Origin of the sequence: Vibrio sp. 10N.286.48.B8, assembly GCF_003050085.1 — a bacterium.
Taxonomy (GTDB): Bacteria; Pseudomonadota; Gammaproteobacteria; order Enterobacterales; family Vibrionaceae; genus Vibrio; species Vibrio crassostreae.
In genome coordinates this window covers 30,737-56,863 of record NZ_PIGD01000022.1, presented here as the reverse complement: position 1 = coordinate 56,863, position 26,127 = coordinate 30,737, and the positions used below count along the sequence as shown (strand labels likewise).

Annotated in this window: 24 protein-coding genes; 6 read left to right on the top strand and 18 right to left on the bottom strand. The window is 46.1% G+C overall.

The genetic code is table 11. The features are described from left to right. Window position 1: 1 nt before the first annotated feature. Window positions 2-1,525 carry a YifB family Mg chelatase-like AAA ATPase gene (locus CWO08_RS20270; protein ID WP_108020981.1) on the bottom strand — a complete coding sequence of 508 codons (1,524 nt, stop codon included), beginning with the start codon at window positions 1,523-1,525 and terminating at the stop codon, window positions 2-4. A gap of 472 nt (window positions 1,526-1,997) precedes the next feature. Here CWO08_RS20270 and ilvG point away from each other — a divergent pair, with 472 nt between their 5' ends. Genes ilvG through ilvA form a run of 5 tightly spaced genes read left to right on the top strand, consistent with a single transcriptional unit; the run spans window position 1,998 to window position 8,333 of the window. Further along, a complete protein-coding gene (gene ilvG, locus CWO08_RS20265) occupies window positions 1,998-3,644 on the top strand; it encodes an acetolactate synthase 2 catalytic subunit (RefSeq protein WP_108020980.1) in 1,647 nt (548 codons plus the stop codon). Between the two features lies 1 nt (window position 3,645). Further along, window positions 3,646-3,930, top strand: a complete 285-nt coding sequence (ilvM, locus tag CWO08_RS20260) for an acetolactate synthase 2 small subunit (protein WP_017055442.1) — start codon at window positions 3,646-3,648, stop codon at window positions 3,928-3,930. A 12-nt stretch (window positions 3,931-3,942) separates the two neighbouring features. After that, window positions 3,943-4,911 carry a branched-chain amino acid transaminase gene (locus CWO08_RS20255; RefSeq protein WP_108020979.1) on the top strand — a complete coding sequence of 323 codons (969 nt, stop codon included), beginning with the start codon at window positions 3,943-3,945 and terminating at the stop codon, window positions 4,909-4,911. Between the two features lie 33 nt (window positions 4,912-4,944). Further along, entirely contained in the window at window positions 4,945-6,786 is a 1,842-nt protein-coding gene (gene ilvD / locus CWO08_RS20250; RefSeq protein ID WP_048610861.1) for a dihydroxy-acid dehydratase, read from the top strand. Between the two features lie 2 nt (window positions 6,787-6,788). Beyond that, window positions 6,789-8,333: a threonine ammonia-lyase, biosynthetic gene (ilvA, locus tag CWO08_RS20245; RefSeq protein ID WP_102480827.1), complete on the top strand. Its 1,545-nt coding sequence runs from the start codon at window positions 6,789-6,791 to the stop codon at window positions 8,331-8,333. 98 nt (window positions 8,334-8,431) lie between these two features. Here ilvA and punR read toward each other — a convergent pair whose 3' ends face one another. Further along, window positions 8,432-9,346 carry a DNA-binding transcriptional activator PunR gene (punR, locus tag CWO08_RS20240; protein ID WP_048657821.1) on the bottom strand — a complete coding sequence of 305 codons (915 nt, stop codon included), beginning with the start codon at window positions 9,344-9,346 and terminating at the stop codon, window positions 8,432-8,434. A gap of 163 nt (window positions 9,347-9,509) precedes the next feature. Between punR and punC the strand changes: the two genes are divergently transcribed. Continuing rightward, complete coding sequence (gene punC / locus CWO08_RS20235; RefSeq protein ID WP_108020978.1) at window positions 9,510-10,721, top strand: purine nucleoside transporter PunC; 1,212 nt, start codon at window positions 9,510-9,512, stop codon at window positions 10,719-10,721. A gap of 112 nt (window positions 10,722-10,833) precedes the next feature. Here punC and glmU read toward each other — a convergent pair whose 3' ends face one another. The 16 genes from glmU to mnmE form a co-directional block, all read right to left on the bottom strand. Then, window positions 10,834-12,195, bottom strand: coding sequence for a bifunctional UDP-N-acetylglucosamine diphosphorylase/glucosamine-1-phosphate N-acetyltransferase GlmU (gene glmU / locus CWO08_RS20230; RefSeq protein WP_048662695.1), 1,362 nt, complete (start codon window positions 12,193-12,195; stop codon window positions 10,834-10,836). A gap of 182 nt (window positions 12,196-12,377) precedes the next feature. Beyond that, window positions 12,378-12,800: a F0F1 ATP synthase subunit epsilon gene (locus CWO08_RS20225; RefSeq protein WP_004735742.1), complete on the bottom strand. Its 423-nt coding sequence runs from the start codon at window positions 12,798-12,800 to the stop codon at window positions 12,378-12,380. Window positions 12,801-12,818: 18 nt separating this feature from the next. Then, window positions 12,819-14,222 carry a F0F1 ATP synthase subunit beta gene (gene atpD / locus CWO08_RS20220; protein WP_048610850.1) on the bottom strand — a complete coding sequence of 468 codons (1,404 nt, stop codon included), beginning with the start codon at window positions 14,220-14,222 and terminating at the stop codon, window positions 12,819-12,821. Window positions 14,223-14,256: 34 nt separating this feature from the next. Beyond that, window positions 14,257-15,123, bottom strand: coding sequence for a F0F1 ATP synthase subunit gamma (gene atpG / locus CWO08_RS20215; RefSeq protein WP_016794171.1), 867 nt, complete (start codon window positions 15,121-15,123; stop codon window positions 14,257-14,259). 48 nt (window positions 15,124-15,171) lie between these two features. Then, a complete protein-coding gene (gene atpA / locus CWO08_RS20210) occupies window positions 15,172-16,713 on the bottom strand; it encodes a F0F1 ATP synthase subunit alpha (protein ID WP_010433235.1) in 1,542 nt (513 codons plus the stop codon). 13 nt (window positions 16,714-16,726) lie between these two features. Further along, entirely contained in the window at window positions 16,727-17,260 is a 534-nt protein-coding gene (gene atpH / locus CWO08_RS20205) for a F0F1 ATP synthase subunit delta (protein ID WP_108020977.1), read from the bottom strand. Between the two features lie 15 nt (window positions 17,261-17,275). Beyond that, the gene (gene atpF, locus CWO08_RS20200; protein ID WP_010433231.1) at window positions 17,276-17,746 is read right to left on the bottom strand and encodes a F0F1 ATP synthase subunit B; all 471 of its coding nucleotides are present in this window, start codon (window positions 17,744-17,746) and stop codon (window positions 17,276-17,278) included. A gap of 58 nt (window positions 17,747-17,804) precedes the next feature. Continuing rightward, complete coding sequence (gene atpE / locus CWO08_RS20195) at window positions 17,805-18,062, bottom strand: F0F1 ATP synthase subunit C (RefSeq protein ID WP_004411110.1); 258 nt, start codon at window positions 18,060-18,062, stop codon at window positions 17,805-17,807. A gap of 50 nt (window positions 18,063-18,112) precedes the next feature. Further along, window positions 18,113-18,910, bottom strand: coding sequence for a F0F1 ATP synthase subunit A (gene atpB, locus CWO08_RS20190; protein ID WP_017632650.1), 798 nt, complete (start codon window positions 18,908-18,910; stop codon window positions 18,113-18,115). Between the two features lie 8 nt (window positions 18,911-18,918). Further along, entirely contained in the window at window positions 18,919-19,308 is a 390-nt protein-coding gene (locus CWO08_RS20185) for a F0F1 ATP synthase subunit I (protein WP_017058798.1), read from the bottom strand. A gap of 192 nt (window positions 19,309-19,500) precedes the next feature. Next, entirely contained in the window at window positions 19,501-20,382 is an 882-nt protein-coding gene (locus CWO08_RS20180) for a ParB/RepB/Spo0J family partition protein (RefSeq protein WP_048662696.1), read from the bottom strand. 23 nt (window positions 20,383-20,405) lie between these two features. Continuing rightward, window positions 20,406-21,179, bottom strand: coding sequence for a ParA family protein (locus CWO08_RS20175; RefSeq protein ID WP_019825554.1), 774 nt, complete (start codon window positions 21,177-21,179; stop codon window positions 20,406-20,408). A gap of 14 nt (window positions 21,180-21,193) precedes the next feature. Beyond that, entirely contained in the window at window positions 21,194-21,826 is a 633-nt protein-coding gene (gene rsmG / locus CWO08_RS20170; protein ID WP_017107525.1) for a 16S rRNA (guanine(527)-N(7))-methyltransferase RsmG, read from the bottom strand. Continuing rightward, complete coding sequence (mnmG, locus tag CWO08_RS20165; RefSeq protein WP_017058802.1) at window positions 21,826-23,721, bottom strand: tRNA uridine-5-carboxymethylaminomethyl(34) synthesis enzyme MnmG; 1,896 nt, start codon at window positions 23,719-23,721, stop codon at window positions 21,826-21,828. The genes rsmG and mnmG overlap by 1 nt, the downstream gene beginning before the upstream one ends. A gap of 482 nt (window positions 23,722-24,203) precedes the next feature. Then, window positions 24,204-24,638 carry an FMN-binding protein MioC gene (mioC, locus tag CWO08_RS20155; protein WP_102432941.1) on the bottom strand — a complete coding sequence of 145 codons (435 nt, stop codon included), beginning with the start codon at window positions 24,636-24,638 and terminating at the stop codon, window positions 24,204-24,206. Between the two features lie 50 nt (window positions 24,639-24,688). Continuing rightward, a complete protein-coding gene (gene mnmE, locus CWO08_RS20150; protein WP_048657844.1) occupies window positions 24,689-26,050 on the bottom strand; it encodes a tRNA uridine-5-carboxymethylaminomethyl(34) synthesis GTPase MnmE in 1,362 nt (453 codons plus the stop codon). Between the last annotated feature and the right edge of the window lie 77 nt (window positions 26,051-26,127).

Here is a 26,127-nt window from a genome sequence, read left to right as displayed (position 1 = left end):
ACTACACAGCTTGTGCCGTGAGTTGCTTCAATAATCTATCCATCGCTCGATAACCAAGCGCTTCTGATAGGTGTTTCTTTTCGATCTGCTCGTTACCGTCAAGGTCGGCAATGGTTCGTGCTACCTTAATGATTCGATGATAAGCGCGAATCGACAGACCCAATCGATGCAGTGCAGTCTCGAGAAACTCCGCGTCTTCACGTCGCAATGGGCAATACCTCTCTATTTCTCGACTACCGAGCAGTGCATTCGATTTATGGTTTCTAGATAGCATGGTTTGACGAGCCTGTTTGACCCTTTGTTTTACGACTTGGGTGGTTTCACCTCGATCACCGCCTTCAGCGAGCATGCCTTTGGGAAGTAATGGGATCTCTAACGACATATCGAATCTATCCAACAATGGTCCAGATAAGCGATTAAGATAACGCAGGATGATCTGTGGGTTAGCCCGCGCTTGATTACCTTCATAGTAACCTGTTGGGCTTGGGTTGAGTGCACCGACCAACTGAAAGCGCGCAGGGAAACGCGTCTTCCCCGCCGCGCGCGAAATGATTATCTCGCCCGACTCTAGTGGCTCTCGCAGTGAATCAAGCACTTTACGCTCAAATTCGGGCATTTCATCTAGAAACAATAAGCCATTGTGGGCCAGAGAGATCTCTCCAGGTCGAGGTACCGAACCTCCACCCACTAAGGCCGCCATCGAACTGGAATGGTGAGGAGAGCGAAAAGGTCGTTGCTTCCAGTTGTATTGATTGATTTCTTGTTGCGTTAACGAGGCCACCGATGCGGTTTCCATCGCCTCGTCATCACTCATATCCGGTAACAAATCGCGTAACCGAGAAGCGAGCATGGTTTTTCCGGTTCCCGGAGGGCCAAGGAACAGTAAATTGTGGTTGCCAGCGGCTGCGATCTCCAGAGCTCGCTTACCTTGTTGTTGGCCGATAATATCTTGTAGGTCGCGAAGCACTGAAACATCAGCCTGACGATGTTCCGTTCTATATAGGCCAAGCTGAGCCTGTCCACACATGTCCGCGCAAACCTCCAACAAGGTTTGCGCTGATTTATGGGCTCCCTTGCCCACCAACGCAGCCTGATCACCGTTATGATGTGGGACAACTAAGCATCGTTCGACGCTATCGGCGGCTAACGTCGCTGGCAACACGCCCTTTACTGAACGCAACTCTCCTGACAACGCCAACTCACCGATGAATTCATGCTGAGCTATTTTTGATGTCGGTAGCTGATCCGATGCCACTAAAATCCCAAGCGCGATTGGCAGGTCGAAACGACCTCCTTCCTTGGGTAAATCGGCAGGGGCGAGGTTGACCGTGATTCTTTTGGATGGAAACTCAAAGCGGGAATTGATGATCGCGCTTCTCACTCGATCTTTAGATTCCTTGACCGTTGTTTCAGGTAGACCTACCAGCGTAAAACCAGGCATTCCGTTGCTTATATGCACCTCAACGGTCACTTCTGGCGCCTCTACACCCACACTAGCTCGACTATGAATTATCGCGAGTCCCATAACTTTCCTTTGTCTTTGATTTAAAAGTATTCGCTCTGGATATTCGTTGCTCACCAAAGCTATAAGGTTGTTATATAGCTTGGTGGAATGGTGTTTTAATGTGAAAAAAGAATGACATTTTTCTTGTCATGCGGCAGATTTGTGTGATAACACTAGAGATGTAGACATTTACTGAAGACAATAAACGAGAAAACTCGAATATTATGATTTTTAACGCTCGCATTTACGCACTGATTAACCTGATTATCGTAGTTATTATTAAGACTGCGCGGGGGCGAGTGGGAAGAAAGTAACCACGAATTAGAAAAAACCCCCGCACTGACAAGTCCGGGGGTTTTTTCTAATTTAAACATTCGATTTTTATATTTTTGAGCATTTTCGGCTTTGCCGATTTACAGGAAGAATGGGAGCACAAGATGTGCAGAGACAAAGGAAACAGTTACCAAAATAAAGGTAATACGGGAGAATTCCGATGAAAGGCGCAGAACTAGTCGTATCCGCACTCAAGCAACAAGGAATTGAGACCGTATTTGGTTACCCTGGTGGTGCCATCATGCCAATCTACGATGCACTCTATGACGGCGGGGTTGAACATATCCTATGTCGCCATGAACAAGGCGCTGCTATGGCCGCGATCGGCATGGCTCGAGCAACACAAGATGTCGCTGTTTGTATGGCAACGTCTGGCCCAGGTGCAACCAACCTAGTCACTGGCCTTGCTGATGCCTTTATGGACTCTATCCCAATGGTTGCAATCACAGGTCAGGTTGCAAGTTCCCACATTGGTACCGATGCATTCCAAGAGATGGATGTGATTGGTATGTCTCTGTCATGTACTAAACACAGCTACCTAGTGACTGATATTGAAGATCTTGCTCCAACCCTCGCTGAAGCGTTTGTGGTTGCGAAGTCTGGTCGTCCTGGCCCGGTTATCGTCGATATCGCTAAAGATGTTCAACTGGCTGAAGCTCCAGTTAACTCTCTTCCTGAATTTACTCCACCCGCAATTCCTGTTTCAACAACTGATGCCATTGAACAGGCGCAGTACTTCTTATCTCAAGCAACCCGTCCTGTTTTATACGTAGGTGGTGGTGTTCAACTTGCTAAAGCAACCGATGCGGTTCGTGAGTTTTTACGCCTTAACCCAATGCCAGCCGTAAGCACACTAAAAGGCTTGGGAACTATCGAACGTGATGACCCACACTACCTTGGCATGCTGGGTATGCACGGCACTAAAGCCGCTAACCTTGTAGTTCAAGAGAGTGACCTACTGATTGTTGTCGGTGCCCGTTTTGATGACCGAGTAACAGGCAAACTCGATACTTTTGCGCCACACGCGAAGGTTATCCATATCGATATCGATGCAGCAGAGTTCAGCAAACTGCGTCTGGCCAACGCGCCAATTCGCGGTGACATCAACAAGATCATGCCTCAACTAGAGCTAAGCCAAGACATCTCCTCTTGGGTTCACCACTCTGAAGGGCTTCGTAGCTCATTCAAATGGCGTTACGACCACCCTGGCGATCTGATCTTTGCTCCACTGCTGTTAAAACAATTATCTGACATGATGCCAGCAAGCTCTATGGTTTCGACGGATGTTGGCCAACACCAAATGTGGGCAGCCCAGCACATTCAACCTCGCGATCCACAAAACTTCATAACCTCTGCCGGTTTAGGCACCATGGGCTTTGGCTTACCAGCTGCGATGGGTGCATCGGTTGGACGTCCTGATGACCAATCTATACTTATCTCTGGTGACGGTTCGTTCATGATGAACATTCAAGAGCTTGGCACCTTGAAGCGTCGTCAAATCCCAGTGAAGATGGTACTGCTTAATAACTCTCGCTTGGGCATGGTTCGCCAATGGCAATCGCTGTTCTTTGATGGCCGCCACAGTGAAACTATCTTGGATGACAACCCTGATTTCGTGATGCTCGCGAAAGCGTTCGACATCCCGGGTAAAACCATCACTCGTAAAGAAGAAGTAGAACCAGCATTGAAAGAAGTGCTAGAGAGCAAAACCGCTTACCTACTTCATGTTCTTATCGATGAAGAAGAAAACGTATGGCCACTAGTACCGCCAGGTGCTTCAAACAGTGAGATGTTGGAGAACACATAACATGAAAAGATACCTATTAGACATCAAAGCCGATGATAAGCCTGTACTACTAGAGCGTGTTCTTCGTGTTATCCGCCACCGTGGCTTCATTGTTAAGCAAGTTGCGGGCACTCAAAACCACGAAAGCAAAGTGGCGAGTGTTGAGATCATCGTAGACAGTGACCGTCCGATCTCTTTCTTGGTCAATCAAATCGAGAAGCTGTGGGATGTGCGTACCGTTGACGTTATCTCTATCAGCCGTAATGAACTGCCAAACAACAACTTACAACAAAAGATAAACGCATAGGGAACCGCAAACATGACAGCTAAAACAGCAGACTATATTTGGTTTAACGGTGAGATGGTTCCTTGGGCAGAGGCGAACGTTCACGTCCTGACTCACGCAATGCACTACGGTACTTCTGTGTTTGAAGGTGTTCGTTGCTACAACACACCAAAGGGGCCGGTTATCTTCCGTCACCCTGAGCATGCTAAGCGCCTAAAAGACTCAGCAAAAATCTACCGCTTCCCTATTCCTTACACTGAGGAAGAAATTATGGAAGCAACTCGCGAAACGCTACGCCAAAATAAGCTAGAGTCAGCGTACATCCGCCCTCTAGGTTTCGTAGGTAACGTTGGTTTAGGTGTCTGCCCGCCAGAAAATACCGAGATGGAATTGATCATCGCTGCTTTCCCTTGGGGTTCGTACCTAGGCGAAGAAGCGCTAGAAAATGGCGTTGATGCGATGATTTCTAGCTGGAACCGTGCAGCTCCAAACACGATCCCAACCGCAGCAAAAGCCGGTGGTAACTACCTATCTTCACTACTGGTTGGTGGCGAAGCCCGTCGTCATGGTTACGATGAAGGTATCGCTCTGAGTGTTGATGGCTACCTTTCTGAAGGTGCTGGCGAAAACATTTTTGTAGTACGTAATGGCGTGCTATCAACGCCACCAGCGACCAGCGCAATTCTACCGGGTATCACTCGTGATTCGATCATGACACTAGCAAAAGACATGGGTTATGAGATCCGTGAAGAGAACATTGCTCGTGAAGCACTATACCTTGCTGACGAAGTCTTCATGACAGGCACAGCAGCGGAAATCGTTCCGGTTCGCAGTGTAGACAAAATTACAGTAGGTGAAGGCAAACGCGGTCCTATCACTGAAAAAGTTCAAGCGGCTTACTTTGGTCTCTTCAATGGAACCACTGAAGATAAGTGGGGCTGGTTAGACTATGTGTACCCAGCAAACCAAGCTTCAGAAAACCAAACGCAAACAACTAAGTAAGCAACAGCCAAATATTTTATAAGGATTTAAGCAATGCCAATCTATCGTTCAGCAACGACTACCCACGGACGCAACATGGCTGGTGCGCGCGCTTTATGGCGTGCAACTGGCGTTAAAGATGATGACTTCGGTAAGCCAATCATCGCAGTTGTAAACTCGTTCACTCAATTCGTTCCAGGCCACGTTCACCTTAAAGACATGGGTCAATTGGTTGCGGGTGAAATCGAGAAAGCGGGTGGTATCGCTAAAGAATTCAACACCATCGCAGTGGATGATGGTATCGCAATGGGCCACGGCGGCATGCTGTACTCACTGCCATCACGTGAGCTTATCGCGGATTCAGTAGAGTACATGGTCAATGCACACTGTGCGGATGCAATGGTGTGTATCTCTAACTGTGACAAAATCACTCCGGGAATGATGATGGCTGCAATGCGCCTAAACATCCCAGTGATCTTTGTATCTGGCGGCCCTATGGAAGCAGGTAAAACCAAGCTTTCCGATCAAATCATCAAGCTAGACCTTGTTGACGCGATGATTCAGGGTGCCGATCCAACCATTTCTGATGAGCAAAGTGAGCAAGTAGAGCGCTCTGCATGTCCAACATGTGGTTCATGTTCAGGTATGTTCACGGCTAACTCAATGAACTGTCTAACTGAAGCGCTTGGCCTATCTCAACCAGGTAACGGCTCTATGCTAGCAACTCACGCTGACCGTGAAGAGCTATTCATCAATGCAGGTAAGCGCATCGTTGACCTAACTAAGCGTTACTACGAGCAAGATGACGAATCAGCACTGCCACGTAACATCGCTAACCGCGCAGCCTTTGATAATGCAATGGCACTAGATATCGCGATGGGCGGTTCAAGTAACACGGTACTTCACCTTTTAGCGGCAGCTCAAGAAGGTGAGATTGACTTTGATATGGGTGATATCGACGAGATGTCTCGCCGTGTTCCACACCTATGTAAGGTTGCTCCTTCAACACCTAAATACCACATGGAAGACGTTCACCGTGCTGGTGGCGTAATGGCTATCCTAGGTGAACTAGACCGTGCTGGCCTGTTAAACAACCAAACACGCACTGTACTTGGCCTAAGCATGCAAGAGCAGCTAGCTCAATACGACATCATGCAAACAGAAGACGAAGCCGTGCTTAAGTTCTTCCGTGCAGGCCCTGCTGGTATCCGTACCACCAAAGCTTTCTCACAAGATTGTCGTTGGGATCGCCTTGATGATGACCGTGTCGATGGTTGTATTCGTACTAAAGAGAACGCATTCAGCCAAGAAGGTGGCCTAGCGGTACTTTCAGGTAACATCGCCGTTGATGGTTGTATCGTCAAGACCGCGGGTGTTGATGAGGAGAACCTGAAATTCCAAGGTCCCGCAATCGTATTTGAAAGCCAAGACACGGCAGTAGACGGTATCTTAGCGGGTAAAGTAAAAGCCGGCGAAGTGGTTGTTATTCGTTACGAAGGTCCTAAAGGTGGTCCGGGCATGCAAGAAATGCTCTACCCAACTACTTACCTAAAATCTATGGGTCTAGGTAAGTCTTGTGCGCTTCTAACGGACGGACGTTTCTCTGGTGGTACTTCGGGTCTATCTATCGGTCACGCTTCTCCAGAAGCTGCAAGTGGCGGTGTTATTGGTCTAGTGAATACTGGCGACATCATCACTATCGACATCCCTAGCCGCTCAATCACACTTGATGTGCCTGAAGCTGAGCTAGAAGCGCGTCGTGTTAAGCAAGACGCACTAGGCTGGAAACCAGAAAACCGTCAGCGTGAAGTTTCATTCGCACTGAAAGCTTACGCAAGCATGGCAACCAGTGCCGACAAAGGCGCCGTGCGTGATAAGTCTAAGCTTGAGGGCTAACTATGAGTGATGACACGGTCAGTCCCGTAAAACAAACTGGCGCAGATTACCTGCGTCAGATCCTGAGAGCGCCGGTTTACGAAGCGGCAATCGTGACACCTCTGCAAGAGATGCCTCGCTTAAGCGCGCGCATTGGTAATCAGGTTCAGCTAAAGCGAGAAGACCGTCAGCCGGTCCACTCGTTCAAGCTACGTGGTGCCTACAACATGGTATCAAGCCTTTCAGAGCAACAGAAAGCTGCTGGTGTGATTGCTGCATCGGCGGGTAACCACGCTCAAGGTATGGCGTTGTCCGGTTCTAAACTTGGTATTCAAACCACGATTGTGATGCCAAAAACCACTCCTGATATCAAGGTTGATGCGGTACGTGGCTTTGGCGGTAACGTGGTTCTGCACGGCAGCAACTTTGATGAAGCGAAGGCAGAGGCTGAACGCCTTTCTGCTGAACACGGCTACACCTTTGTGCCTCCATTTGATCACCCATTGGTGATCGCTGGACAAGGCACTATGGGCATGGAGATGCTGCAGCAGAATGGTCACATGGATTACATCTTTGTGCCTGTTGGTGGCGGTGGCTTAGCTGCTGGTGTTGCTGTGCTGGTTAAACAGCTGATGCCAGAAATTAAAGTCATCGCGGTTGAACCAGAAGACTCATCTTGCTTGAAAGCAGCTCTCGATGCCGGTGAGCCAGTGGTACTGGATCAGGTCAGCATGTTTGCAGATGGCGTTGCGGTTAAGCGCATTGGCGAAGAGACCTTCCGCCTATGCCAGCAGTACATCGATGGTCACATTGCCGTGTCTAGCGATGAGATCTGCTCGGCGGTGAAAGACATCTTTGAAGACACTCGTGCGATTGCTGAACCTTCGGGAGCGCTGGCTCTGGCTGGTCTCAAAAAGTTTGCTGAGCAGAACCAACTGCAAGGCAAGCAACTGGCAACGGTACTGTCTGGTGCTAACACCAACTTCCACGGTTTGCGCTATGTGTCTGAACGTTGTGAGTTGGGCGAAAAACGAGAAGGTCTACTTGCGGTGACTATTCCAGAGCGACAAGGTGCATTCCTAGAGTTCTGTAATATTATTGGCGGCCGAGCGGTGACGGAGTTTAACTACCGCCACAACGACGAAAGCCTAGCGAATATCTTCGTTGGTGTACGTCTGCAAGGTGGTCAAGAAGAGCTCGATCACATCATTAATGACCTACGTGAAGGCGGCTACCCAGTTGTCGATCTGTCTGATGATGAGATGGCAAAACTGCACATTCGCTACATGATTGGCGGCAAACCATCGAAGCCACTGCAAGAACGTCTGTACAGCTTCGAGTTTCCAGAATATCCAGGTGCATTGATTAAATTCCTTGATACCTTAGGTACTCACTGGAATATCAGCCTGTTCAATTATCGTAACCACGGCGCCGATTACGGTCGCGTATTGTGTGGCTTCGAACTTGGTGATGATGATTTGGCTCAGTTCTCGACACACCTACGAGAGCTTGGCTATCAGTGTAAAGACGAAACCGATAACCCTTCTTACAAGTTCTTCTTGTCTTAAGAGTTAACGGCCGAATCAAAAAGAGCGAGTTTTTACTCGCTCTTTTTATTGGCGACAATTCAGGCCAAGCACCCAAAAGATCACTTTCAAATCGATCATTAGATCGCCTTACGATGATCCAACCAATCTTGGTGAAGTTGCTCACTCGATCCTAGGTACTTCACCATCCATTCGATCAATTTATGGTTATCGTCTTTTCGCCACACCAAACAACAATGGCTCTGCGGGCTTGGTTCAGGCAAGATTTTCTCCACCAGCAAACCCTGCTCAATAATAGGAGCAGCGATATGTCTTGGCATGTAGCCCACTCCAACACCATTCTTAAGGCACTCAATCGCACTATACCAGTTAGGTAACAACAAGCGCCTTTGGTTACCATAATGGCCGGTGTGGCGTTTAGGCAGTACGCTAGAGGTGTCATCCAAACAGATTGCAGGGAACTGACTCACGAATTCTTCATTGAGGTTTTGCTCTCGCACACATGGGTGACTTGGCGACATCACAAACGCCCAGTCCAAGCGCCCCATATCTTTCACCTCAAAGTCACCACCAACTGGAATCGCAGAAGTAGCACCAATAACAATATCCGCTCTGCCCTGTGCAATGGCTTCCCAAGAGCCGTTGAACACCTCCATGTTGATCTGGAGCTCTGCAAACTCAAAGGTTTGGTAGAACTCTTCAATCATCGGCTTCATCTTATCGAGCTTAACCACGTTATCGAGCGTTAGGCGCAAGGTTTTCTTCCAACCACGCGCTGCTCGTCGAGTCTGGGCACTGACCTCTTCCATCTGTCTGAGCAATGCACGAGCCTCTTCAATGAACAACTCACCTGCAGGTGTCAGCTCTACCTTTCTCGGTAAACGCCTGAAAAGTAGCACATCCAGTTCTTGCTCAACCTGTCTAACACCGTAGCTGATCGCCGATGGTACTTTGTGCAACTGTTCAGCAGCTGCGGTAAAACTACCCAAGCGCGCCACTGTGTCGAGCATTTCTAAAGAGGATTTAGAGAACATAAGCCTTCAAATTTTTTGATTGATAACCACATATTTTAGCGTTTTATTTTATCAGGTCTGAAAAATAGAATGTCAGCATAAATAAATAGGGGCTTTCATCTCTGTATATCAAACAATTTTTTTGATGATAAAAACATCACTACCTTTAGCTTAATGGCATCTTATGAATATTTCTAAATTTCAATTGGTCTACCTTGCTGTTCTTTCAATGCTTGGCTTTATTGCGACCGATATGTACCTTCCTGCATTTAAGGCAATGGAGATCGATTTCGCAACCGGCCCGGAGCAGATTGCTCTATCTCTAACCGTATTCCTTGGCGGTATGGCAATGGGTCAGCTTCTTTGGGGTCTGGCAAGTGACAAGTATGGTCACCGCAATACGCTGGCGGTTGGTCTTGTTATCTTTACGGCAGCTTCATTCGGCTTAGCATTCAGCACCGAGGTATGGCACCTACTGACACTACGATTCATTCAAGCAATCGGTGTATGTGCTCCGGCGGTAATCTGGCAAGCCATGGTTATCAAGCGTTACTCGCAAAGTAGCAGCCAGCAAATTTTTGCAACCATCATGCCTTTGGTTGCGTTATCTCCTGCACTAGCACCTCAGTTAGGTGTGTTACTGGCGGATAGCTTTGGCTGGCACAGTATCTTCATCACATTGACCTTGATGGGTGCACTGCTAGTTGCAACCACAATGGCTCAACCAAAAGAAGCACCTGAAGTAAAACAGACATCGATTAAGACAGACATCAAGATGCTTCTTAAATCAAAGCCTTACATGGGTAATGTTTTAATGTTTGCTTCGGCATCTGCAGCGTTCTTCGCTTACCTAACGGGCATGCCAGAGATCATGGCTCAATTAGGCTACGAAGCAAAAGACATCGGTTTGAGCTTCATCCCACAAACGATCGCATTCATGGCGGGTGGTTACTTCGGTAAGCAAGCGGTGAAGAAGTATGGAGATGGCGTGGTACTAAGAAATCTGATTGGTTTGTTCAGTGTTGCTGCAATGCTTATCTTCATCGCATCACAGTGGGAACTAACGTCAATCTGGCCTCTACTTGCACCTTTCTGTTTGATTGCAGTAGCAAATGGCGCACTTTACCCAATCGTAGTAAACCGTGCCCTATCAAGTGCCAAGCAAAGCCCAGCAACAGCTGCTGGTCTACAAAATAGTCTGCAAATCAGTATCAGTGGCCTATCAAGTGCATTGGTCGCGGCAATGGCTAGCCAAGCACTAAGCGCAACGGGTATTGCAGTTGTGATTTGTTTAGGTGCATTGTGGGTTGGCTATATTGTTTCGAACAAAGAGCTTTCTGAACACTTCGCGACACCAGACAACTCTCGAGTGGTCGCTGACGAGAAACAAGACTAGTTCCTAAGTTAACGAAAACAAAAAGAGCGAGATTACTCGCTCTTTTTTTATATCGATGGCTATTTAGAAAGAAACCAGTAGCTCTAACTAAATCATCTTGTTTATTACGGGACTACTTTTTCTTAGTTGGACGTTTCCAATCAGCAATCTTACGTTCTTTAGCACGGCTGATAACTAACTCATTTTCAGAAACATCGCGCGTTACTGTAGAGCCAGCACCAACGGTAGCACCATTACCAATCGTAACAGGCGCTATTAATTGGCTATCTGAACCAACGAATACGTCGTCGCCAATGATGGTCTTAAACTTATTCGCGCCATCGTAGTTACAAGTAATTGCACCCGCACCCACGTTTACACGCTGGCCAATTTCAGCATCGCCTAGATACGTTAAGTGGTTCGCTTTCGAACCCTCACCAAGACAAGTATTTTTCACTTCTACGAAGTTACCGACGTGCGAGTTATTACGCATGTCAGCGCCAGGACGTAGACGAGTAAAAGGACCAACCGTACAGTCTTCACCGACCGTTGCACCTTCAATTACGCTGTATGGACGCACGATGGTGTTGTCATCGATCTCACAGTCTTTCAAGACACAACCGGTGCCGATAACCACGTTGTCGCCAATGCTTACGCTGCCTTCGATGATAACATTAGTATCAATCTCAACATCCATACCGCACTGCAGTTCACCACGCAGATCAAAACGGCTTGGGTCACGAAGCATTACGCCTTGCTTCAATAGCTTATCTGCTTGCTCAGCTTGGTAAGCGCGCTCTAGACGAGCAAGTTGAGAGCGGTCGTTCACGCCTTCCACTTCAATTGGGCTTACTGGGTGTACAGCTTCAACTGCACGACCTTCATCGTGAGCCGCAGCAATAACGTCAGTCAGGTAGTATTCGCCTTGTGCGTTGTCGTTACTTAGGCCAGACAACCAACGCTTCAGGTCACCACCAGTAGCAACCATAACGCCGGTGTTGATCTCTTTGATAAGCTTCTGCTCATCGGTTGCATCTTTCTGCTCAACGATAGCCACAACAGGGCCATTACGACGAATAATACGTCCGTAGCCCATTGGGTTGTCTAACACGACCGTAAGTAGCGCGATGCCACCGTTTGGTTGGGCGTCTAATAGGTTTTCAATGGTTTCAGGTGAGATCAGTGGAACATCACCGTAGAGCACCAATACTTTTTCATCATCAGCGAAATGTGCAGATGCTTGATCCACCGCGTGGCCTGTACCTAGCTGCTCAGCTTGCAGTGCCCAATTTACAGATTCTTCAGCTAGAGTAGCCTTCATCTGATCACCACCGTGGCCGTAAACCAGGTTGATATTTTGAGCGCCTAAACCATTACAGGTATCGATAACATGCTTCACCATTGGCTTACCTGCAAGTGTGTGCAGAACCTTTGGTGTGTTTGAATACATGCGAGTGCCTTTGCCCGCCGCGAGAATGACCGCGCTAAACTTCATTGTAAACCTATCCAACGTTATTTTTATTAAGCTGATATTGTAACCGTTTTTAGTTAAAAAATTAAATCGCAATAACCATTTAACCAGTAGTGATACGTAAAAGAAGCATTTTTGAGAATCTAAAAATGCAAAAAGGCGACCCTTAGGTCGCCTTTATCTCAGAGTCTATAATCTTAAAAAGATTAACGACGCTGTTTTGTCAGTTCGATAACTCGTAACTGAGCAATGGCTTTAGCCAGTTCACCGGCCGCTTGTGCGAAGTCTATGTCGCCATGCTGATTTTGGATATTCTCCACAGCCTTGCGTTTAGCTTCTTCCGCCTTTGCTGCGTCTAGCTCTTCACCACGGATAGCTGTATCAGCCAGTACAGTCGCTGTACCAGGCTGAACTTCTACCATACCACCAGAAACATAAATAATTTCTTCGTGGCCGTGCTGCTTAACAATACGCACCATACCAGGCTTGATAGCGGTCAGCAGTGGAGTATGACCATGGAAAATACCAAGCTCACCCTCACTACCGGTCACCTGAAACGTCTCAACAAGGCCTGAGAAAATTTGTTTCTCTGCACTTACAACGTCTAGGTGAAAGGTTATTGCTGCCATATCGCCTCCTAGTTAGCCTTATAGCTTCTTAGCATTCTCGATAGCTTCGTCAATTGCACCACAGTACATGAACGCTTGCTCTGGAATGTCATCGTATTCACCAGATAGAAGACCTTGGAAGCCACGTAGAGTCTCTTTAAGAGGTACGTAAACGCCTGGGTCACCTGTAAATACTTCCGCTACGTGGTAAGGCTGAGTTAGGAACTTCTCAATCTTACGAGCACGAGATACAACTTGCTTATCTTCTTCAGATAGCTCGTCCATACCTAGGATAGCAATGATATCTTTCAGCTCTTTATAGCGCTGAAGAGTAGACTGAACGCCACGAGCGATGTCGTAGTGCTCTTGTCCAACTACCAATGGATCCAGTTGACGTGAAGTAGAATCTAGCGGGTCGATCGCTGGGTATAGACCCATAGATGCGATGTTACGGTTAAGTACAACCGTTGCATCCAAGTGAGCGAACGTTGTTGCTGGAGACGGGTCAGTCAAGTCATCCGCTGGTACGTATACCGCCTGTACAGACGTGATAGAACCAGATTTAGTTGACGTGATACGCTCTTGTAGAACACCCATTTCTTCAGCTAGTGTAGGTTGGTAACCTACCGCAGAAGGCATACGACCTAGAAGTGCTGATACTTCAGTACCTGCTAGTGTGTAACGGTAGATGTTATCAACGAACAGTAGAACGTCACGACCTTCGTCACGGAAGCGCTCTGCCATTGTTAGACCAGTCAGTGCAACACGTAGACGGTTACCTGGTGGCTCGTTCATCTGACCGTAAACCATCGCTACTTTTGATTCTTCAGGTTTTTCGATGTTTACAACACCTGCTTCCTGCATCTCAAAGTAGAAATCGTTACCTTCACGAGTACGCTCACCTACACCTGCAAATACAGATAGGCCTGAGTGTTGAAGTGCGATGTTGTTGATAAGTTCCATCATGTTAACGGTCTTACCTACACCAGCACCACCGAATAGACCGATTTTACCACCCTTAGCGAATGGACAAATCAAGTCGATTACTTTAACACCAGTTTCTAGAAGAGCTGTCTCGTTAGACTGCTCTTCGTAGCTTGGAGCTTCACGGTGAATTGCGTAATGCTCTTCAGCACCGATTTCACCACACTCATCAATCGCGTCACCTAGGACGTTCATGATACGACCCAATGTCTTAGTACCTACTGGTACTGAGATTGGAGCGCCAGTATTTTCAACTGTCAAACCACGACGTAAACCATCAGAGCTACCCATTACGATTGCGCGAACTACGCCACCGCCAAGTTGTTGCTGAACTTCAAGAACTAGACGTTCTTGTACTTCATTAACATTCAGAGCGTCGTATACACGAGGTACTTCACCCTGTGGGAACTCTACGTCGACTACCGCACCGATGATCTGTACGATCTTACCTGTAGCCATCGTTAATCCTCTAACTATTTAGTTTTACCTAAGCTTAAACCGCAGCTGCGCCTGAAACGATTTCAGAAAGTTCTTGTGTAATCGCCGCTTGACGCGCTTTGTTATACACAAGTTCTAAGTCATCAATAATGTCACCAGCGTTATCTGTTGCTGATTTCATTGCAATCATTCGAGCCGCTTGCTCACAAGCAAGGTTCTCAACCACACCTTGGTACACTTGAGATTCGACATAGCGAACCAATAGTGCATCTAGTAGTGGTTTTGGCTCGGGCTCATAAATGTAGTCCCAAGAATGACTGCGTTTCATTTCTTCGCTGTCTGATTTAGGCAAAGGAAGTAATTGATCGATCGTTGGTTCTTGAACCATAGTGTTTTCAAACTTGTTGAACACTACGAACAGGCGATCTAATTCGCCTTCATCATATTTCTTCAGCATAACGCTTACAGAGCCAATCAGGTCTTCAAGGCTTGGACGATCGCCCAGACCAGAAACTTGAGCTGCTACTTTCGCGCCGCTGTTGTTGAAAAATGCTGTCGCTTTTGAACCTACAATTGCAAGTTCAACGTCAGCACCTTTCTCAGACCAATCTTTCATGTCGTTCATGGCTTTCTTGAACAAGTTAATGTTCAAACCACCACAAAGACCACGGTCTGTAGAAACGATGATGTAACCAACACGTTTGGCTTCACGTTCCTCAAGATAAGGATGCTTATACTCGAGGCTACCATTAGCCAAATGACCGATCACTTTACGCATTGTTTCTGCATATGGACGAGTAGCTTCCATTGCGTCTTGAGAACGACGCATTTTTGAAGCTGCTACCATTTCCATTGCTTTCGTAATCTTCTGTGTGCTTTTAACACTACCGATTTTATTACGTATCTCTTTTGCGCCGGCCATCGTTACTCTCCGTTAATGGTATGAGGTGGCCCTAAGACCACCTACCAATTACCAGGTCTGGGTTGCCTTGAAATCGTCAACAAGCTTCTTCAGCTCAGCTTCGATTTCTTTATTGAAAGCACCCGTTGTGTCGATCTGGGTTGCTAGATCGGCATATTGACCACGAGCAAACGACAGTAAAGCAGCTTCAAAGTCTAGAACTTTAGAAAGTTCAACGTCTTGAAGGTATCCACGCTCTGCAGCGAAGATTACTAGAGCTTGGTCAAATACAGACATAGGAGCGTATTGCTTCTGCTTCATCAGTTCTGTAACTTTTTGACCGTGGTCTAGCTGCTTCTTAGTCGCTTCATCAAGATCCGAAGAGAACTGAGCAAATGCTGCAAGTTCACGGTATTGAGCTAGAGCAGTACGGATACCGCCAGATAGCTTCTTGATGATTTTAGTCTGCGCCGAACCACCTACACGAGAAACTGAAATACCTGGGTCAACAGCTGGACGTACGCCCGCGTTGAATAGCTCAGTTTGTAGGAAGATCTGACCATCAGTAATCGAGATTACGTTCGTTGGTACGAATGCAGATACGTCACCAGCTTGCGTTTCGATGATAGGAAGAGCAGTTAAAGAACCAGTCTTGCCTGTCACTTCGCCGTTAGTGAATTTTTCTACGTATGCTTCGCTTACACGAGCAGCACGCTCTAGTAGACGAGAGTGAAGGTAGAAAACATCACCTGGGAACGCTTCACGACCTGGTGGACGCTTAAGTAGTAGCGAGATTTGACGGTAAGCTACAGCTTGCTTAGATAGATCATCATAAACAATCAGTGCATCTTCACCGCGATCACGGAAGTATTCGCCCATCGCACAACCAGCATACGGTGCAAGGTATTGCAGCGCTGCAGATTCAGAAGCAGATGCAACAACAACAACAGTGTTTGCTAGTGCGCCGTGCTCTTCTAGTTTGCGAACTACGTTAGCAATAGTCGACGCTTTTTGGCCGATAGCTACGTAGATAGAGAAAATACCAGAATCTTTTTGGTTAATAATCGCATCGATCGCCATTGCTGTTTTACCAGTCTGACGGTCACCGATGACTAGTTCACGTTGACCACGACCGATAGGGATCATTGAGTCAACAGACTTGTAACCAGTTTGAACAGGTTGATCTACCGATTTACGGTCGATTACACCTGGTGCGATAATTTCTACAGGCGAAGTCAATTTAGCTTCGATTGGACCTTTACCATCAATTGGCTCACCTAGCGTGTTTACAACACGACCAAGCATTTCAGGACCTACTGGTACTTCTAGAATACGACCAGTACCTGTAACTTTCATGCCTTCCTGTAGGTCAGCATACGGGCCCATTACAACAGCACCAACCGAATCACGGTTCAAGTTTAGTGCTAGAGCGTAACGGCCACCCGGTAGTTCGATCATTTCACCTTGCATCACGTCCGCTAGGCCGTGGATGCTAAGGATGCCATCGCTTACAGAAACGATAGTACCTTCATTGCGAGCTTCACTAACAACGTCGAAAGATTCAATACGTTGTTTAATTAGATCGCTAATTTCAGTGGAATTAAGTTGCATGCTCCAATCCCCATTAAGACTGCAATGCATCGCTCAGGCGGTCTAAACGACTGCGCGCTGAGTTATCGATGACTAGGTCTCCGGCTCGAATAATAACTCCACTAAGTAGAGTCTCATCTATACTGCAATTCAGCTGAACTTTGCGCGCTAAGCGCTGTTCCAATTTGCTGCTGATCTCTGCGCATTGTTCTTCAGAAAGTTCTACCGCTGAAGTAACTTCAACGTCGATCTCTTTCTCATACTCTTTTTTGAGTATAAAGAACTCTTTACAAACATCAGGAAAAGCCATTAAGCGGCCATTCTCTGCCATCACTTTAATTAAGTTCTGACCGAATTCATCAAATTGTTCGCCACAAATTACAATGAATACTTCAGCTAATTTTTCAGCAGTCATAGAACCGCTTAATAAATTATGAACATCATCATTTTGTGCCACTTCGGCAGCAAAAGTAAGCATCTGACCCCATTGGTCTAGCTCACCTTTACCTACCGCAAAGTCAAACGCTGCTTTAGCATAGGGGCGTGCGATTGTAGTCAAATCAGACATATACAGCCCCTTGCTTTAAAGTTTTGCAGTAATGTTGTTAAGAAGATCATCGTGTACATCTTTATCGATTGTACGTTCAAGGATTTTCTCAGCACCAGCTATAGCCAGAGTTGCGACTTGTTTGCGCAGGTCATCACGGGCACGTGTACGCTCTGCTTCAATTTCTGCTTCAGCTTGCGCTAAGATTTTCTGGCGTTCTGCCTGAGCTTCTTCGCGTGCTTCATCAATAATTTGAGCTTTACGTTTGTTTGCCTGATCAATAACCTCAGTTGCAGTGCGCTTTGCTTCTTTCATTTGCTCAGAAGCGTTGGCTTGTGCCAGGTTCAAGTCTTTAGCAGCGCGTTCAGCGGCTACTAGACCGTCAGCAATTTTTTTCTGACGTTCTTCAATTGCTTGCATGATTGGTGGCCATACATATTTCATGCAGAACCAAACAAACAATGAAAAAGCAATTGCTTGACCTAACAGAGTTGCGTTCATATTCACAACAGCTACCCCTCGTTAAGAATCAACTACAAAAATTTAATTAACTATTGAGAGTTAATTAGCCTGCTAGTTGACCAACAAATGGGTTAGCAAACGTGAATAGTAGTGCGATTACGATACCGATCATTGGAACAGCATCCAGTAGACCAGCGATGATGAACATCTTAACTTGTAGCATTGGAGCCATTTCAGGTTGACGCGCAGCGCCTTCTAGGAATTTACCACCAAGAATAGCAAAACCAATTGCAGTACCTACGGCACAAAGACCAACAATAATAGCAACAGCGATTGCTGAAAAACTTAGTACAGTTTCCATTTACGTTCTCCGATTAACATTAATAGTTAGAATAAAGCTTAAAAATTTTTTTAGTGATCACTATCTTCATGAGCCATTGATAAGTAAACGATTGTCAACATCATGAAAACAAACGCTTGAATCAAAATAACCAAGATATGGAAGATAGCCCAAGGTAGTGCACCTACCCATTGTAAGTACCACGGTAGCATTGCCGCGATAAGAATAAACACCACCTCACCCGCAAACATATTACCAAATAAACGCATACCTAGAGATAGTGGCTTCGCTAATAACGAAATTACCTCAAGTACCAAGTTAAATGGAATCATGATTGGGTGATTAAATGGATGCAGTGCCAATTCTTTAGCAAATCCGCCTAGACCTTTCACTTTGATGCTGTAGTAGATCATCAGAGCAAAAACACCTAAAGCCATTGCCATTGTTATATTTACATCAGCTGTAGGAACCACTTTCAAGTAAGGGATACCTAGCCAATGCTCTGCAGGATATGGTAAGAAATCGATAGGCACTAAGTCCATCAAGTTCATTAAGATAATCCAGCAGAATATAGTCAGTGCTAGTGGGGCAATCAGAGGGTTGCGGCCATGGAAAGTTTCTTTAACGTTGTCACCAACGAATTCCACTACCATTTCAACAAAACACTGAAGCTTACCAGGTACACCTACTGTTGCTTTCTTAGCGACTGAGCGAAAAACCCAAAGGAATAACATCCCTGTCAACACCGAAAAAAACAGACTGTCTATATGTACGTTCCAGAAACTTGTCTCCTCTACAAGACCAAACTTAGCTAAAGAAAGGTTTTGTAAGTGGTGTTCAATGTATCCGGATGCTGTTGGCGCAGCCATAACTCATCCTATTTTTTATTGTTAATGAAAAGCACTGGCGCAAAGATATTAATACCTAGAACCAGTAAATAGGTCAGTTTGAGGGGAACTAATTCCACCTGCATATACATGTAGACAATAGAGAATAGTAAAACTGTGATAAGGATTTTTAGCGCTTCGCCTGCATAGAACGACGCCGCAACTAACTTAGTTGCACGAGCTCCACTAAATAGGAAAGCACACACACAAAAAACTGCATTTGCGATGACAAAAATACCGCCACCGATTAATGCAGCAAAACCCCAATCAGGATTAACAGCTAAACCCAACCCTATCGCCACTAATATAACCGCGCTAAGCTCGATCAATAACATTTGCTTTGCAAGCACTCGTCCTGGTCTTGCTAACGCCGCTACCATGTATTCGTTCCTCTTTTAAGCCTTCTTTACTACTCGCTTAAAAGCGTGCTGAGAAATTGGCGAAAATTATACGTTCAGCCAAATTGATTGCAATAACAACGCAGCAATCATTTACATTTTTGCATACAAACCGACAACTTTTGTACGAAATTACTTGTTTATTACATAATTGACCTAAATCAATTATCTCATTTAGTACTCTAGTTTAGCAATAAGTTGCTCTAATTTGTGAGGCTCATCAAGAGTAATCGTCACTTTTGACTTACCACTAACAGAACGAGTAACTGAAACGTTTGCTTGCAATTTTTCCGTGAGTCTTCGTGAAAGTTCGATAGCTTCTGTGTCTTCAGGCTTCGATTCAGCTTCAACGTCTGGTTTTAAACACTTTTTGACAAGTTGCTCAGTTTGACGCACGGTCATTTTTTTGGTTGCCGCAGTATTTGCAGCTTCAACCTGGGTATCACCTTCAAGCGCAAGCAGTGCTCGAGCATGCCCCATTTCCAGTTGTTTATTGGAAACTAAACCTTTCACTTCATTTTCGAGCTGATTTAGACGTAATAAGTTACTCACCGTTGCTCTCGATTTACCGATCACATCAGCGACTTGTTGGTGTGTCAGCTCAAATTCGTTCTGTAGGCGCTCTAGCGCTTGTGCTTCTTCGATAACATTCAGATCTTCACGCTGAATATTCTCAATCAACGCCATCGCGATAGCGGCTTTGTCTTCGACTCTCTTGACCAAACATGGCACTTGTTTAAGGCCAGCTTGACGAGCCGCTCTCCAACGACGTTCACCAGCAATAATCTCGAACTGGTCGTGCGCCAATGGGCGAACTACGATCGGTTGGATAATGCCTTGAGATTGAATTGATGCTGCCAGCTCTTCTAGCGCTTCAGGCGCAATATCCTTACGCGGTTGATATACACCAGGCTTCAAGCAACCAACAGCCAGTTCAATAAGCTCACCATCAGCCGACAACGCCTGACTATGAGAAGCAACTTGCTGTTTTTCACGAGCCAATGAGCTAGTTGCAAGCAATGCATCTAGCCCTTTTCCTAAACCACGCTTAGACATTGAGCGAATTCCTTTGGTTGGACCTATACTGGGACTTCTTCACGACGCAACATTTCGCCAGCAAGAGCAAGGTAAGCCTTAGCTCCTGCGGAATATTTGTCGTAGTACATTGCTGGCTTGCCGTGACTCGGGGCTTCTGCCAGACGCACATTTCTAGGGATCACAGTTCGGTAGACTTTGCTACCAAAGTGTTTTTTGAGTTGATCAGATACTTCGTTCGATAAGCGGTTGCGAGGATCGTACATAGTACGCAGAAGACCTTCGATCTTCAGGTTCTCGTTTACAACAGCCGCTAGCTTACTGATGGTATCCATCAATGCAGTCAAACCTTCCAAAGCAAAGTATTCACATTGCATAGGAACCAATACGGAGTCGGCCGCAGCCATCGCGTTGATTGTAAGAAGGTTTAATGAGGGTGGGCAATCAATAAAGATGAAATCATAGTTATTGCGAATGGATTCGAGTGCATTTTTTAAACGAACTTCACGAGCAAACACTTCCATCAGCTTGATTTCTGCCGCAGTAACATCACCGTTAGCGGCGATGAGGTCATAATTGCCAGATGTACTCCGGCAAACTACCTCATCAAATGGGGTGTCTTCAACCAACAAATCGTAAGCAGTTGCTTCAACTTGATACTTGTCGACACCGCTCGCCATAGTGGCATTACCTTGAGGATCGAGGTCAACAACCAATATCTTGCGTTTTGTTGCCGCCATTGATGCTGCTAAATTAATGCAAGTTGTTGTTTTTCCTACGCCGCCCTTTTGGTTGGCAATTGCTACGATTCTACCCACTATGGCCTCGCTGATTATCCCTGACGCGATAAAGTAACTAGATGACGCTCTCCATCAAGCTCTGGCACTTGCAAAGCTTTAATGTCTGTCACTGAACACCATTCAGGTAACAGGTCGATTTCGTCTCTAGGATGTTGTCCCTTAAGAGCCAAAAATACACCGGATTGCTCTTTAGGTAAATGGTGACACCACTCTACCATGTCTGTCATTGACGCAAATGCACGACTGAGCACTGCATCAAACTTTTCTTCTGGTTGAAATTCTTCAACGCGACTTTGAACCGGTACCACGTTGTCGATACCCAGCTCATGAATCACCTGTTTGATAAAACGAATACGCTTACCTAAGCTGTCTAGCAAGTAAAACTCGCAGTCTGGATTCATGATTGAGAGCGGAATCCCAGGAAGACCAGGCCCCGTGCCAACATCGATAAAGCGCTTACCTTGTAAGTGAGTGCTAACAATGATGCTATCTAAGATATGTTTCACCATCATTTCTTGCGGGTCACGAACTGACGTTAGGTTATAAGCTTTGTTCCACTTATTCAGTAACTCAACGTAGCCAACCAACTGGCCACGTTGCTTTTCAGATACTTCAAGTTCAGTCTGGCCAATCAGGTGATCCAGTTTTTCGCGTAATACGCTCATTATGCTTCCTCACCTTTTTTCAACAGGCCGTGTTTTTTCAAGTAAACCAATAGAATTGAGATTGCTGCAGGTGTGATACCTGAAATTCGCGAAGCAATACCAATTGAGTCAGGCTTAGCTGTCGTTAATTTAAGAACCACTTCGTTAGAAAGTCCTTTTACCTTGCTGTAATCGATATCAGCAGGCAGTTTGGTGTTTTCATGACGCAGTGATTTTTCAATTTCGTCTTGTTGGCGCTGAATGTAACCATCGTACTTCACTTGGATCTCAACTTGCTCAGATGCTTGTTGATCTTCCAGTGCAGGACCAAAACGATCCAATGCAGTTAACTGTGAATAAGTCATTTCAGGACGACGAAGAAGATCTTCACCGCTCGCTTCACGAGACATTGGTGTTTTAAGAATTTGGTTCAGTTGATCAATATCTTCAGATTTTGGGTTAATCCAAGTCTCTTTCAGACGTTGACGCTCTTTCTCCATGTTTTCCATCTTCTCGTTGAAACGAGCCCAACGAGCATCGTCGACTAGGCCAAGTTCACGCGACTTTTCAGTCAAGCGGATATCGGCATTGTCTTCACGAAGCAGCAAACGGTATTCCGCACGAGACGTAAACATGCGATAAGGTTCTTTGGTACCCATGGTAGATAAGTCGTCAATAAGCACGCCCATGTAAGCTTGGTCACGACGCGGACTCCAGCCTTCTTTGCCTTGAGTAAACAAACTTGCGTTCAGACCCGCCATCAGGCCTTGTGCTGCTGCTTCTTCGTAGCCAGTGGTACCGTTGATTTGACCCGCGAAGAATAGACCTTTGATAAACTTAGTTTCGTAAGTCAGCTTAAGGTCGCGAGGATCAAAGAAATCGTACTCAATCGCATAGCCAGGGCGAACGATATGAGCATTTTCAAAACCCTTCATCGAACGAACAATTTGAACCTGTACATCAAACGGCAGACTGGTAGAGATACCATTCGGGTATAGCTCATGAGTCGTTAGACCTTCGGGCTCAATAAAAATTTGGTGACTGTTCTTGTCAGCAAAACGCATTACTTTGTCTTCAATCGAAGGACAGTAACGAGGACCAATTCCTTCAATCACACCTGCGTACATCGGGCTGCGATCAAGGTTGGCGCGAATCACGTCATGCGTATTTTCATTGGTATGCGTGATGTAACATGGAATTTGACGAGGTTGTTGAGCTCGGCTACCCATGAACGAGAAAACAGGTGTCGGGTTATCACCGTGCTGAACCTCAAGCTCAGAAAAATCAACGCTACGCGCATCGATACGAGGAGGTGTACCTGTTTTCAGGCGATCAACTCGGAATGGAAGATCACGAAGACGGTCAGCCAGTGCGATCGATGGTGGATCGCCAGCACGGCCGCCCGAAGAACTTTCCATACCAATATGGATCTTGCCGCCTAGGAATGTGCCCACAGTCAGAACCACAGCGCTTGCGCGGAACTTAAGACCCATTTGTGTAACCACACCTACCACTTGATCCTGTTCAACGATCAAGTCATCAACCGACTGTTGGAACAAAGTCAGGTTTGGCGTGTTTTCAAGAACGTTGCGAACAAAGGCTTTGTAAAGTGCGCGGTCAGCTTGTGCACGAGTAGCACGAACCGCAGGGCCTTTTGATGCATTCAATGTTCTGAACTGAATACCTGCATGATCAATAGCTTGCGCCATTAATCCACCCATTGCATCGACCTCTTTTACCAAGTGGCCCTTACCGATCCCGCCAATGGCTGGGTTACAAGACATTTGTCCTAGTGTATCGATATTATGAGTAAGTAATAACGTACTTTGACCAGTACGTGCAGATGCGAGTGCGGCTTCCGTTCCTGCATGGCCACCACCAACAACGATGACGTCAAATTTTTCGTGATAAAGCATGAACCGACCTCAGGTATTCAAACGTTTTCTAGATTGATAAAAAGGAGCGATATTCTACCTGTTTTCATAGCCTGAGAAAACGTTTTTGGGATTTTTCGAAAAAGCTGTTTTTAATTAATATAGATAAGATCTTTAAGGAGATCTTTTATTAGATCTATTATTAGGATCGAGGGTATCTGTGGATAAGTCGAAAATGATCAACGAGATCATGGATCTTTTTTGGATCAAACGATGTGATCTAACTTTGATCAGGATGAGGATTAGCTGGGATCAAAATGGCTACTTATTCACAGGAGGAAATTAGCCTAAAACTTGTTATTTGGATAACTATAGGTTAATCACCGTATATGTATGATCTTATCCACAGCAGAAATTGAAAATAGATCGCTAATTTTCGATGTTTTTGAAAAAAAGTTATTCACAATCGCGATGTTCAGAGACAAAAAAAGCGGCATAAGCCGCTTTTTGAGAAAAGAGAGAGGTTAAAACTGGTCGCTATGATCGTTAAACCAGGCTTCTGCTGCGTCTTCTGGTACCGGAGTTTCCAATACATCGATAGTAAAACAGTCAGAAATAGGCTGAGCACCGAGCTCTTTCATCTGGCTGTGGACTGATTTTCCCGCCAAACAGAAGGTATCGTAACTCGAATCACCCAGCGCCACGACAGCAAAGCGAATCTGGCTTAAATCTGGAGATTGCTGGGTCAATGCGTCAATAAACGGCTTAATATTATCTGGAAATTCACCCGCACCATGAGTTGAAGTCACCAGCAACCAAAAGCCTTGTTGGGGGATATCATCGTATTCAGGCTGATTATGAAGGGTTATCTCATGACCTTGTTCTTCAAGAAGATCATTAAGGTGATCGCCAACGTACTCAGCACCACCTAAGGTGCTACCTGTAATAATGTGGATCATTAAGCTGTCCTTACTAAAGAAAAAGGCCAGCATGAGCCGGCCTTTAAGGGTTATTTACCAATACAGAAAGAGGTGAAGATACGGCCGAGTAGGTCATCGGAGCTGAACTCACCCGTAATCTCATTAAGGTGTTGCTGCGTTATACGCAGCTCCTCTGCCAAGATTTCACCTGCCATATAGCCTTCTAACTGTTGCTGACCAATATCTAGGTGCTCAGATGCGCGTTCTAGGGCATCTAAGTGGCGACGACGTGCCATGAAGCCACCTTCATTGCCACCCGCAAAGCCCATGCAATCTTTTAAATGATTACGCAGTGCATCAACGCCTTGCCCAGTCTTTGCTGATAGTCGAATCAGAGTTGGATCATTAACATGGCAAATTCCGAGATCTTCACCTGTTTGATCGGCTTTGTTACGAATCACGGTCATTCCGATATTATTCGGCAGACGATCAACGAAATCGGGCCAGATATCTTTCGGGTCGGTTGCATCGGTAGTGGTGCCATCGACCATAAATAAAACGCGATCGGCTTGAGTAATTTCTTCCCAAGCGCGTTCAATACCGATTTTTTCGACTTCATCCGAGGCTTCACGCAGGCCTGCGGTATCAATAATGTGCAGTGGCATACCATCAATATGGATATGTTCACGCAGTACATCACGGGTGGTACCAGCAATATCAGTCACAATCGCGGAGTCTTTACCCGATAATGCATTCAGTAAGCTCGACTTACCGGCATTAGGACGACCTGCAATCACCACCTTCATGCCTTCACGCATAATTGCACCTTGATTGGCTTCTTGGCGAACCGCTTCAAGATTGTCGATGATAGCTTGTAAGTCAGCACTTACTTTACCGTCAGCAAGGAAATCAATCTCTTCTTCTGGGAAGTCGATAGCGGCTTCAACATAGATGCGTAAGTGAATCAGAGAGTCCACAAGCGTATTAATGCGTTTTGAGAACTCACCTTGCAGCGATTGCAGGGCTGATTTCGCCGCTTCTTCTGAACTGGCATCAATGAGGTCGGCAATCGCTTCTGCTTGGGTTAGATCCATCTTATCGTTCAAGAAGGCACGCTCCGAGAACTCACCTGGGCGTGCTGCGCGTAGCCCTGGAATCGCAAGGATGCGTTTGATGAGCATATCCATTACCACAGGACCACCGTGGCCTTGTAGCTCTAATACGTCTTCGCCAGTAAACGAGTGCGGGTTAGGAAAGTAAAGCGCGATACCTTGGTCTAGCTCTAAACCATCGTGAGATTTAAAAGGGGTGTACTCAGCGTAACGTGGTTTCAGTACTTTGCCGGTAACTTCAAGCGCAACTTGGGCTGCTTGTGGGCCTGAAACGCGAATAATACCGACGCCGCCACGGCCGGGTGCAGTCGCTTGAGCAACAATCGTATCTGTAGTCATAGTTGTGCCTGCTAGCATGTGAAAGCCAAAAAGGGGCGCTCACGATTAATCAATTAGCTGAATTGTAATCAGCTAAA

What these genes read in the sequence shown, in the direction of transcription:
- CWO08_RS20270 (WP_108020981.1), bottom strand. Translation starts at nt 1,525, where the DNA reads ATGGGACTCGCGATAATTCATAGTCGAGCTAGTGTGGGTGTAGAGGCG.
- ilvG (WP_108020980.1), top strand. Translation starts at nt 1,998, where the DNA reads ATGAAAGGCGCAGAACTAGTCGTATCCGCACTCAAGCAACAAGGAATT.
- ilvM (WP_017055442.1), top strand. Translation starts at nt 3,646, where the DNA reads ATGAAAAGATACCTATTAGACATCAAAGCCGATGATAAGCCTGTACTA.
- CWO08_RS20255 (WP_108020979.1), top strand. Translation starts at nt 3,943, where the DNA reads ATGACAGCTAAAACAGCAGACTATATTTGGTTTAACGGTGAGATGGTT.
- ilvD (WP_048610861.1), top strand. Translation starts at nt 4,945, where the DNA reads ATGCCAATCTATCGTTCAGCAACGACTACCCACGGACGCAACATGGCT.
- ilvA (WP_102480827.1), top strand. Translation starts at nt 6,789, where the DNA reads ATGAGTGATGACACGGTCAGTCCCGTAAAACAAACTGGCGCAGATTAC.
- punR (WP_048657821.1), bottom strand. Translation starts at nt 9,346, where the DNA reads ATGTTCTCTAAATCCTCTTTAGAAATGCTCGACACAGTGGCGCGCTTG.
- punC (WP_108020978.1), top strand. Translation starts at nt 9,510, where the DNA reads ATGAATATTTCTAAATTTCAATTGGTCTACCTTGCTGTTCTTTCAATG.
- glmU (WP_048662695.1), bottom strand. Translation starts at nt 12,195, where the DNA reads ATGAAGTTTAGCGCGGTCATTCTCGCGGCGGGCAAAGGCACTCGCATG.
- CWO08_RS20225 (WP_004735742.1), bottom strand. Translation starts at nt 12,800, where the DNA reads ATGGCAGCAATAACCTTTCACCTAGACGTTGTAAGTGCAGAGAAACAA.
- atpD (WP_048610850.1), bottom strand. Translation starts at nt 14,222, where the DNA reads ATGGCTACAGGTAAGATCGTACAGATCATCGGTGCGGTAGTCGACGTA.
- atpG (WP_016794171.1), bottom strand. Translation starts at nt 15,123, where the DNA reads ATGGCCGGCGCAAAAGAGATACGTAATAAAATCGGTAGTGTTAAAAGC.
- atpA (WP_010433235.1), bottom strand. Translation starts at nt 16,713, where the DNA reads ATGCAACTTAATTCCACTGAAATTAGCGATCTAATTAAACAACGTATT.
- atpH (WP_108020977.1), bottom strand. Translation starts at nt 17,260, where the DNA reads ATGTCTGATTTGACTACAATCGCACGCCCCTATGCTAAAGCAGCGTTT.
- atpE (WP_004411110.1), bottom strand. Translation starts at nt 18,062, where the DNA reads ATGGAAACTGTACTAAGTTTTTCAGCAATCGCTGTTGCTATTATTGTT.
- atpB (WP_017632650.1), bottom strand. Translation starts at nt 18,910, where the DNA reads ATGGCTGCGCCAACAGCATCCGGATACATTGAACACCACTTACAAAAC.
- CWO08_RS20185 (WP_017058798.1), bottom strand. Translation starts at nt 19,308, where the DNA reads ATGGTAGCGGCGTTAGCAAGACCAGGACGAGTGCTTGCAAAGCAAATG.
- CWO08_RS20180 (WP_048662696.1), bottom strand. Translation starts at nt 20,382, where the DNA reads ATGTCTAAGCGTGGTTTAGGAAAAGGGCTAGATGCATTGCTTGCAACT.
- rsmG (WP_017107525.1), bottom strand. Translation starts at nt 21,826, where the DNA reads ATGAGCGTATTACGCGAAAAACTGGATCACCTGATTGGCCAGACTGAA.
- mnmG (WP_017058802.1), bottom strand. Translation starts at nt 23,721, where the DNA reads ATGCTTTATCACGAAAAATTTGACGTCATCGTTGTTGGTGGTGGCCAT.
- mioC (WP_102432941.1), bottom strand. Translation starts at nt 24,638, where the DNA reads ATGATCCACATTATTACAGGTAGCACCTTAGGTGGTGCTGAGTACGTT.
- mnmE (WP_048657844.1), bottom strand. Translation starts at nt 26,050, where the DNA reads ATGACTACAGATACGATTGTTGCTCAAGCGACTGCACCCGGCCGTGGC.